General features: G+C 71.7%; 12 protein-coding genes and 2 pseudogenes. 8 read left to right on the forward strand and 6 right to left on the reverse strand.

The annotated features are described in order from the left end of the window. Positions 1–5 precede the first annotated feature (5 nt). The 3 genes from O1G21_RS33840 to O1G21_RS33850 all read left to right on the forward strand — a co-directional run bounded on the left by O1G21_RS33840 (position 6) and on the right by O1G21_RS33850 (position 1,574). Positions 6–500: a Fur family transcriptional regulator gene (locus O1G21_RS33840; protein ID WP_270149080.1), complete on the forward strand. Its 495-nt coding sequence runs from the start codon at positions 6–8 to the stop codon at positions 498–500. Positions 501–564: 64 nt separating this feature from the next. After that, a complete protein-coding gene (locus O1G21_RS33845) occupies positions 565–1,182 on the forward strand; it encodes a WD40 repeat domain-containing protein (protein WP_270149081.1) in 618 nt (205 codons plus the stop codon). Further along, positions 1,152–1,574: a (2Fe-2S) ferredoxin domain-containing protein gene (locus tag O1G21_RS33850; RefSeq protein ID WP_270149082.1), complete on the forward strand. Its 423-nt coding sequence runs from the start codon at positions 1,152–1,154 to the stop codon at positions 1,572–1,574. The genes O1G21_RS33845 and O1G21_RS33850 overlap by 31 nt, the downstream gene beginning before the upstream one ends. An 86-nt stretch (positions 1,575–1,660) precedes the next feature. On the opposite strand, the gene O1G21_RS33855 is transcribed toward O1G21_RS33850, so the two are convergent. Together O1G21_RS33855 and rpmG are read right to left on the reverse strand one after the other, a co-directional pair. Next, complete coding sequence (locus O1G21_RS33855) at positions 1,661–1,924, reverse strand: type B 50S ribosomal protein L31 (protein WP_270149083.1); 264 nt, start codon at positions 1,922–1,924, stop codon at positions 1,661–1,663. Between the two features lie 29 nt (positions 1,925–1,953). Next, positions 1,954–2,118, reverse strand: coding sequence for a 50S ribosomal protein L33 (gene rpmG / locus O1G21_RS33860; protein ID WP_270149084.1), 165 nt, complete (start codon positions 2,116–2,118; stop codon positions 1,954–1,956). 163 nt (positions 2,119–2,281) lie between these two features. Between rpmG and rpmB the strand changes: the two genes are divergently transcribed. The 3 genes from rpmB (at position 2,282) to O1G21_RS33875 (ending at position 3,740) form a co-directional block, all read left to right on the forward strand. Beyond that, positions 2,282–2,518 (forward strand): 50S ribosomal protein L28, encoded by a 237-nt coding sequence (rpmB, locus tag O1G21_RS33865; protein ID WP_270149085.1) that lies wholly within the window; start codon positions 2,282–2,284, stop codon positions 2,516–2,518. Next, entirely contained in the window at positions 2,518–2,823 is a 306-nt protein-coding gene (rpsN, locus tag O1G21_RS33870) for a 30S ribosomal protein S14 (protein ID WP_270149086.1), read from the forward strand. The genes rpmB and rpsN overlap by 1 nt, the downstream gene beginning before the upstream one ends. A 128-nt stretch (positions 2,824–2,951) precedes the next feature. Then, on the forward strand, positions 2,952–3,740 hold the full coding sequence (locus O1G21_RS33875; RefSeq protein WP_270149087.1) for a CobW family GTP-binding protein: 789 nt from the start codon (positions 2,952–2,954) through the stop codon (positions 3,738–3,740). 11 nt (positions 3,741–3,751) lie between these two features. On the opposite strand, the gene O1G21_RS33880 is transcribed toward O1G21_RS33875, so the two are convergent. After that, a complete protein-coding gene (locus O1G21_RS33880) occupies positions 3,752–4,054 on the reverse strand; it encodes a hypothetical protein (protein ID WP_270149088.1) in 303 nt (100 codons plus the stop codon). Between the two features lie 190 nt (positions 4,055–4,244). Between O1G21_RS33880 and O1G21_RS33885 the strand changes: the two genes are divergently transcribed. Continuing rightward, entirely contained in the window at positions 4,245–5,231 is a 987-nt protein-coding gene (locus tag O1G21_RS33885) for an ABC transporter substrate-binding protein (RefSeq protein ID WP_270151400.1), read from the forward strand. Here O1G21_RS33885 and O1G21_RS33890 read toward each other — a convergent pair. Next, positions 5,140–5,331, reverse strand: a pseudogene (locus tag O1G21_RS33890) (GTP-binding protein); the annotation flags it as partial. The gene O1G21_RS33885 and the pseudogene O1G21_RS33890 sit on opposite strands and share 92 nt — an antisense overlap. 49 nt (positions 5,332–5,380) lie before the next feature. Then, positions 5,381–5,564: pseudogene (locus tag O1G21_RS33895) on the reverse strand (DUF72 domain-containing protein); the annotation flags it as partial. 130 nt (positions 5,565–5,694) lie between these two features. Here O1G21_RS33895 and O1G21_RS33900 point away from each other — a divergent pair. Next, on the forward strand, positions 5,695–6,732 hold the full coding sequence (locus O1G21_RS33900; RefSeq protein WP_270149089.1) for a GDP-mannose 4,6-dehydratase: 1,038 nt from the start codon (positions 5,695–5,697) through the stop codon (positions 6,730–6,732). A 62-nt stretch (positions 6,733–6,794) separates the two neighbouring features. On the opposite strand, the gene O1G21_RS33905 is transcribed toward O1G21_RS33900, so the two are convergent. Next, positions 6,795–7,109: a chorismate mutase family protein gene (locus O1G21_RS33905; protein ID WP_270149091.1), complete on the reverse strand. Its 315-nt coding sequence runs from the start codon at positions 7,107–7,109 to the stop codon at positions 6,795–6,797. Between the last annotated feature and the right edge of the window lie 272 nt (positions 7,110–7,381).

The following is a 7,381-nucleotide window of genomic DNA, read 5'->3' on the forward strand; positions in this document are numbered from 1 at the left end:
AGAGGATGACCGACACGAAGCCGACCGCCTTCGCCGACGCCGCCGAGCTGGCCGAACGCCGTCGGGCCAACGGCACACCCGTTCGTCCCGCAGCCGGTGACGTCGAGCTGATCGGCCGGCCGACCCCGCGCCGCGCCGAGGTCCTCCAGGCGCTGGCCGAGTCCGAGGAGTTCGTCAGCGCCCAACTGCTGTACGCCAGACTGGTCCAGGCCGGCTCGCGGGTGGGCCTGAGCACCGTCTACCGCACCCTGACCGCCCTCGCGAAGGTCGGCCGAGCCGACGTCGTGCGAGACGCCAACGGTGAGCGGCTGTTCCGCTACCGGCCCGGCCCCGATCACCGGCACTGCCTGATCTGCCGCGAGTGCGGCCTCAGCCTGCCGGTGGACTCGATCGCCGTCGAGGCCTGGGCCGAGCACATCGCCGAGATATCCGGCTTCGGCGAGGTCCACCACACCGTCGAGCTGGCGGGCATCTGTCCCAACTGCCGTACTGCCGGCTGACCAGCGGTACGTCCTGGACCCCGACGGCGTCCGCCGGTGGGGCACCGACCTCGCGCCGAGCACCGTGACCGACCTGGCCTGGCTGCGGGACGGCCGACGCCTCGTCAGCTCCGCCTACGGCGGCGTCCGCTGCCACGAGCGGCACAGTGCGCAGCCGGTTGCCGAGTACAAGTACGTGGGTTCCCACCTCGCCATCGCCCTGAACCCGAACGGCCGTTGGATCTGCACCGGCAACCAGGACGCCAGCATCCACATCTGGCGCACCAGGGACGGCGACGAACTCACCATGCACGGCTATCCCGACAAGATCGCCCGCCTCGCCTTCGACGGCACCGGCCGCTGGCTCGCCTCCGACGGCGCCCCCGACATCACCGTCTGGGACTTCTCCGGCAAGGGCCCCGCCGGCACCAAGCCCCGCGCGCTGCGTGCCCACGAGACCGTCACCGCCCTCGCCTGGCGGCCCGGCAGCGGCGCGATCCTGGCCAGCGCCGGAGCCGAGCAGAAGGTCGCGCTGTGGCGGGCCGACGGCGGACGAGCCGGGGCGCTGCTCAGGCCCGTCCACGAACGCGAACTGCCGGAGCCGGTCACCGCACTCGCCTGGGCGGAACCGGACGTGCTGGTGGTCGCGGACTACGAGGGGCGGGTGGAGGCATGGCCGATGCCGGACGACCTGAGCCGGTGACCCTACGGCCAGGAGGGCGGCCGTGCACGGTGGTCGTCTGCCGCGGCTGCTGCTGCGGCAGTGTCCGCAAGCACACCGGAACCGACCACGATGGCCAACTCGCCCGGCTCCGGGCGGCGGCGGAGAAATCCGGCGGCGCGCTGGTGGTCCGGACGGCCGACTGCCTGGACGCCTGCCTCCAGTCCAACGTCATCGTCGTCCAGCCCTCCAGTCACGGCCGCACCCGCGGCGGCCGTCCGGTCTGGCTGGGGTGGGCGCTCGACGACGACAGCATCGCCCTCATCCTCGGCTACGCGCTCGCGGGCGGGCCCGGCCTTGCCGAACTGCCCGCCGCCCTTGATCTGCAGCGCATCACGCCGCCTCGGACGCCCGCCATCACCCGGCGCAGTTGAGGCCCTCGGCTGCTTGCCGCCGGCGCGAAGGCCCGGGTGGTCCTTGGAATCAAGGACCACCCGGGCCTTCGCGCGCGATCTGCGGCTCAGCCCCGGCGTCGGGCGGCCTGGGCGCCGTAGCGGCGCTCGAAGCGCTCGACGCGACCGGCGGTGTCGATGACGCGGGCGGCGCCGGTGTAGAAGGGGTGGCTGGCGGAGGAGATCTCCACGTCGATCACGGGGTAGGTGTTGCCGTCCTCCCACTCGATGGTCCGGTCGCTCGTGGCCGTCGACCTGGTGAGGAATGTCAGTCCGCCGACGCGGTCGCGGAAGACGACGGGGCGGTAGGCGGGGTGGATGCCGGGCTTCATGGGGCTACTCCTCGGGTGGGTTTCTGGGGTCAGCGCTCTTCGCGGAAGTCGACGTGCTGGCCGAGGACCGGGTCGTACTTGCGCAGGACGAGGCGGTCCGGGTCGTTGCGGCGGTTCTTGCGCGTCACGTACGTGTAGCCGGTGCCGGCGGTCGAGCGGAGCTTGATGATCGGGCGCAGGTCGTTGCGCGCCATGGCGTCCTCCTGGAGCGGATCGGTGGCGGGTGAGCCGTCATCATAGCGAAATGGTTTTCGTTTCCATCTAGCTGTAGGGTGGCAACACCAGCCGAGGCCACGGCATTCCCGAAGCCGGAGCCGCATCCGTGGCTGCGCACCGTCCCATCCATCCGGAGTCGTGATGTCCGCCCACTGCCAGCTCACCGGCCGCAAGCCGGGATTCGGCAACACCATCTCCCACTCGCACCGCCGCAGCAGCCGCCGGTTCGACCCCAACATCCAGCGCAAGCGCTACTGGATTCCCAGCGAAGGCCGCTACGTCCGGCTCACCCTCAGCGCCAAGGGCATCAAGACCGTGGACACGATCGGCATCGAGGCCGCCGTCACCCGCATCCGCGCCCGAGGGGAGAAGGTCTGATGGCCAAGCGGAGCAAGATCGCCAAGAACGAGCAGCGCCGGGCCGTTGTCGCGCAATATGCCGAGCGCCGCGCGGAACTCAAGCGGATCATCGCGTCCCCTGCGAGCAGCCCGGAGGACCGCGCGGCGGCCCGGGCCGAGCTGCAGCGCCAGCCGCGCGACGCCAGCGCGACGCGGGTTCGCAACCGCGACAGCGTGGACGGCCGCCCGCGCGGCTACCAGCGCGCCTTCGGCCTCTCCCGGATCAACCTGCGCACCCTCGCGCACGCCGGCCAGCTGCCCGGGGTCCGCAAGTCGAGCTGGTAGCCCGGTCCGCGGGCCGGTCGCGTCGCGGGCTGCACCGGGATCGCCGCAGCCCGCGACGCGACCGGACTCCCTCGGACTTCCGGACCGGCGTCGCAACGCCGACGCCGCAACGCCGAAAGGAAGACGCAATGCCTGACGACACCCGCCTGCCGGTGGTGGTCGTCGCCGGCCTCCACGAGGCCGAGCGCCGCCAGGCGGTCCTGGAACTGCTGAGCGGCGGCGGGAACGCCGTCGTGCTGCACCACGACCTCACCGACGCCGCCCTCCACGGCCGGGTCCGGCGGGCCATCCTGGACGCCGCAGGGTCGCGCAGCGAGTCGGACGTCCCGCTGACGCACGACTGCCCCTGCTGCGCACTGCGCGAGGACCTGCTCCCCGAACTGTTCGACCCGCTGCTGCTCGAACTCGGCCGGGTCGGCCGCCCGGACGCGGCACGCTACGCCGAGGTCATGATCGGCGAACCGGGCTGGACCGAGAAGCTGGCGCTCGACGGGCCCGTGGACGCTGTGGTGTCCACCGCGGCGCTGCACTACCCGCGGCCGGACCGCCTGGGGGAGATCTACCGGGATTTGGCGGACGTGCTGCGACCCGGCGGAGTGCTGGTCAACGGTGACCACCTGACACTGGAGGACCCGGTTCTCGCCCGCTTCAGCCGGACGGTGGGGCGGTGCCGCGCCGAGCGCCGGGGAAGGCGTGGCACCGGGGAGGACTGGGCCGGTTGGTGGGCCGCCGCGGCGCAGGTCCCGGAGTTCGCCGAACTGCTCGCGGCCAGGCAGCGGCAGCTCCCACCGGCCGACGGTGACGGCAACGGACCGTCGGCGGCCGGGCACGAGCGGTTGCTACGGCAGGCCGGGTTCCGCCCTGCCGGGCCGGTCTGCCAGTACGGCGACAGCTGCGTCCTCGTGGCCGTGCGCTGAAGCCGGGCCGGTCAGTGGTCGTCCCAGTGGCCCGCGTGGGCGGCGTGGCGGTGTCCGTCGTGGACGTAGTCCACGTGGTCGCCGTGGGGTACGGCGGTGTGGCCGCAGCCTTGCCCGTGCTCGTGGGCGTGGCTGGAGTGTTCGACGTGGCCGGTCGACTCGCACTCGTCGACGTGGCCGTTGTGGACGCGGTGCAGATGGCCGTCGTGGACGTAGTCCACGTGGTCGGCGTGCGGCACCGCCACGTGGCCGCAGCCCTGGCCGTGGTGGTGGCCGTGCTCGCTGTGGGTTCGGTGGTCGACCGGTGCGCTCATGACGTTCGCCTTCCCTCTGTCCATCTTCAAATCTACGCATGACCGGCAAAACGGGCGATGAATCGTCGCGCGGCACCTGAACTGTTGCCCCCCGCAGGGTTATTGAAAAGCATTATCGTTTCACCTTAGGGTTGGGGAACCGTCCATGAATGAGGGCAAGGTGACGCATCGTCAGATATCCCAGAGATCGATGCTCGGCCTGGTGGGCGCGGGCGTGGTGCTCGGCAGCGGCCTGCTCACGGCGTGCAGCAGCGGATCGAGCGCCCGCGCGCCACTTGCCACGCAGAGCCCCACGGCCTCCGCCCCGCCCCGCCGAGGGGGCAAGCTGCGGGCGGCCTTCGCCGGATCCAGCGCCGAGTCCACCAGCGTGCTCCAGGCGACCGGGAGCGCGATCGACTACGTCCGGGCCCGGCTGATCTGGGACACCCTCGGCGAGATCGAGGGCAGCGCCCCGGTGTGGCGGCTCGCCGAATCCGTCGAGCCCAACGCGGACGCCACCCGCTGGACCGTGCGGCTACGGGACGGCGCGACCTTCAGCGACGGACGCAAACTCACCGCCCAGGACGTGCTGTTCAGCCTCCGCGCACTGGCCTCCAGCCCCACCGTGCAGAGCGGGCTGCTCGGCGGGCTCGACGCCGGGGCGTCCGCCGTCCGCGACCCCCGCACGCTGGAGCTTCAACTCCAGGGCCCCGACGGCTTCTTCGACCTGGTCCTCGCCCAGTCGATGTTCGTCTTCCCCGACGGCACCACCGACGTCGCGCACGCGCCCGGCTCGGGACCGTTCGTCCTGGAGAGCTGGACGGCCGGCAGCAGCAGCCTGCTCACCGCCCGTACCGACTACCGGGGTTCGGCCAATGGCGGCCCCTACCTCGACCAGATCGAACTGCTCTCCGTCGCCGACGCCGGTGCTCGGCTCAACGGCCTGAAGGCGGGCCAGTTCGACTATGCCGGCGGGCTCACCCTCACCACCGCCCGCGCCGAGGCCCAGAACCAGGCCCTGCGCATCCTCACCGCGCCGCAGGAGCTGTGGAGCGAGCTCGCCTTCACCATGAACCTCGGCACCGACCCGTTCGCCAAGCCCGGGCGCAGCAGATGCAGCCGTTGGTCATCTCGACCAGCCGCTCCTCGGTTCGCGACAGCGTGCCTCCGTCGCGGACCAGGGCGACGTCGATGCTGATCTCGCTCATACCGTTGACGATCACTGCGGCGCGCAGGCCGTCCCGGTTGTGCAGCAGGTGGTTGAGCAGGATGGTCTTGCCGGCGCCGAGAAAGCTGGACGCCGGTGAGCGCGGCGCCTGTCTGGAGGAGCTGTCCGGCCAGTTGTCGGCGGCCCACCCAACCCGCCAGCGCTTGCCGCCCGTACCGGGGCCAGGGCCGGGCCCGACCGGCGTGGCAGCGCAGGTAGCCCCGCTCACAGGTCCGCCACAGCGGCGTGACCGGGCGTGACCCGGTCCGCCCAGCACAGGGTGGCGGCGCGCCCCGTCGGCACCGCACGGATCTCCGGCGTCCAGGCGGCGTCTGGAACGCGGCCCCGGCGGAAGGACAGCGGGCCGTGGGAAGTCTCGCAAATTCCTTAGCGGTCCCTCTGGTTCGCTGACTGTGCCGAGAACGGCCCGCGAGCAGTGGCTGAAGGGGAACGGATGTCCAAGCGTGCACTGATCACCGGGGTGACCGGCCAGGACGGGTCGTACCTGGCCGAACATCTCATCTCCCTCGGGTACGAGGTCTGGGGCCTCACCCGGGGGCAGGCGAACCCGCGGAAGGACCGGGTCAGCAGGCTGATCCCGGACCTGCGGTTCGTCGACGGCGACCTGATGGACCAGGGCAGCCTGGTGTCCGCCGTCGACTCGATCCAGCCCCACGAGGTCTACAACCTCGGGGCGATCTCGTTCGTGCCGATGTCCTGGCGCCAGCCGGAACTGGTCACCGAGGTCAACGGCACCGGCGTGCTGCGGGTGCTGGAGGCTATCAGGATGGTGAGCGGGATCAACAAGCCGGCCGGCTCCGCCGCCGGTCCCGGGCGGATCCGCTTCTACCAGGCCTCCAGCTCCGAGATGTTCGGCATGGTGGCGGAGTCCCCGCAGACCGAGCGGACCACCTTCCACCCGCGCAGCCCGTACGGCGTGGTGAAGACCTACGGTCACTACATCACGCGCAACTACCGCGAGTCCTACGGAATGTACGGAGTCTCGGGGATCCTGTTCAACCACGAGTCGCCGCGCCGCGGGGCCGAGTTCGTGACCCGGAAGATCTCCCTCGCGGTGGCGCAGATCAAGCTCGGTCAGCAGGACCGGCTGCTGCTCGGCAACCTCGACGCCGTCCGCGACTGGGGTTTCGCCGGGGACTACGTGCGGGCCATGCACCTGATGCTCCAGCAGGACCAGCCCGGCGACTACGTCATCGGCACCGGGCAGATGCACTCGGTGCGGGACGCGGCGCGGATCGCCTTCGAGTGCGTCGGGCTCGACTGGGAGGAGTACGTCGAGGTGGACCCCGCGCTCGTGCGGCCCGCCGAGGTCGAGACGCTCTGCGCGGACGCCGGGAACGCGCGGCAGAGGCTCGGATGGGAGCCGGAGGTCGACTTCCCGGAGCTCATGCGGATGATGGTCGAGTCCGACCTGGAGCAGGCACGGCTGGCCCGCGACTACGGCGAGGTGCTGGCCGACGCGCGCTGGTGACGTCGGGCCCGGCACGGCAGCAGGGCGGGGCGGGGCGGTGGGGAGGTGAAGCCCCCACCGCCCTATCGCCGTTCGGAACCGGGCCGGTCGGGGGAGCGGGAGAGCTCCAGGATCGCCAGCGCGATCTCGGCACCCTGGTTTCCGAACCGGGCGGCGTAGCGGCGCAGCATCGCGTTCTCCTGGGCGAGGCTGGTGGTCGGCAATCCGGCGGCGCGGCGGCTGAGCTGGTGGCCGCGGGCCAGGCGGACGCGTCGGGCCAGCTGGGCGATCAGCTGCTCGTCGAGCGCGCTGAGTTCGGACGCCGCCTGGTCCGCGGCGGCCTCGGTGGAGGGCCCCGGCACTCTCGGCGCGTCGCCGTGCGGGAAGGGTTCGGGCATGGCGGTGATCCTCATCGACGTCGGGGCACCGCGCCCGGACGGGCCGCGCCCATGGCTCGCGCAACTGACGATCCAGCCGAACGGTCCGGCAATTCCCTACAGTCCGGTGGCAGTTCGGCGGAGATCGACAGACCCTAGGGAAATTCGGCGGGGCCCCGATCGAGACTGGGCGCTGGAGTGCGGGAATGCGAGCGCCGCGCGTGCCGGGCACGCGGGCCGTCCTCAAGCGGATCCCTGCCGTTCGCCGGTCTTCCAGATGGGTTGCGTCGATG

Source organism: Kitasatospora cathayae (assembly GCF_027627435.1).
Lineage (GTDB): Bacteria > Actinomycetota > Actinomycetes > Streptomycetales > Streptomycetaceae > Kitasatospora > Kitasatospora cathayae.

Bases quoted from the DNA above. Each gene is read 5' to 3' on its own strand.
- O1G21_RS33850 (WP_270149082.1), top strand. From the start codon at position 1,152: ATGGCCGATGCCGGACGACCTGAGCCGGTGACCCTACGGCCAGGAGGG.
- rpmB (WP_270149085.1), top strand. From the start codon at position 2,282: ATGTCCGCCCACTGCCAGCTCACCGGCCGCAAGCCGGGATTCGGCAAC.
- O1G21_RS33855 (WP_270149083.1), bottom strand. From the start codon at position 1,924: ATGAAGCCCGGCATCCACCCCGCCTACCGCCCCGTCGTCTTCCGCGAC.
- rpsN (WP_270149086.1), top strand. From the start codon at position 2,518: ATGGCCAAGCGGAGCAAGATCGCCAAGAACGAGCAGCGCCGGGCCGTT.
- rpmG (WP_270149084.1), bottom strand. From the start codon at position 2,118: ATGGCGCGCAACGACCTGCGCCCGATCATCAAGCTCCGCTCGACCGCC.
- O1G21_RS33905 (WP_270149091.1), bottom strand. From the start codon at position 7,109: ATGCCCGAACCCTTCCCGCACGGCGACGCGCCGAGAGTGCCGGGGCCC.
- O1G21_RS33840 (WP_270149080.1), top strand. From the start codon at position 6: ATGACCGACACGAAGCCGACCGCCTTCGCCGACGCCGCCGAGCTGGCC.
- O1G21_RS33900 (WP_270149089.1), top strand. From the start codon at position 5,695: ATGTCCAAGCGTGCACTGATCACCGGGGTGACCGGCCAGGACGGGTCG.
- O1G21_RS33885 (WP_270151400.1), top strand. From the start codon at position 4,245: ATGCTCGGCCTGGTGGGCGCGGGCGTGGTGCTCGGCAGCGGCCTGCTC.
- O1G21_RS33880 (WP_270149088.1), bottom strand. From the start codon at position 4,054: ATGAGCGCACCGGTCGACCACCGAACCCACAGCGAGCACGGCCACCAC.
- O1G21_RS33875 (WP_270149087.1), top strand. From the start codon at position 2,952: ATGCCTGACGACACCCGCCTGCCGGTGGTGGTCGTCGCCGGCCTCCAC.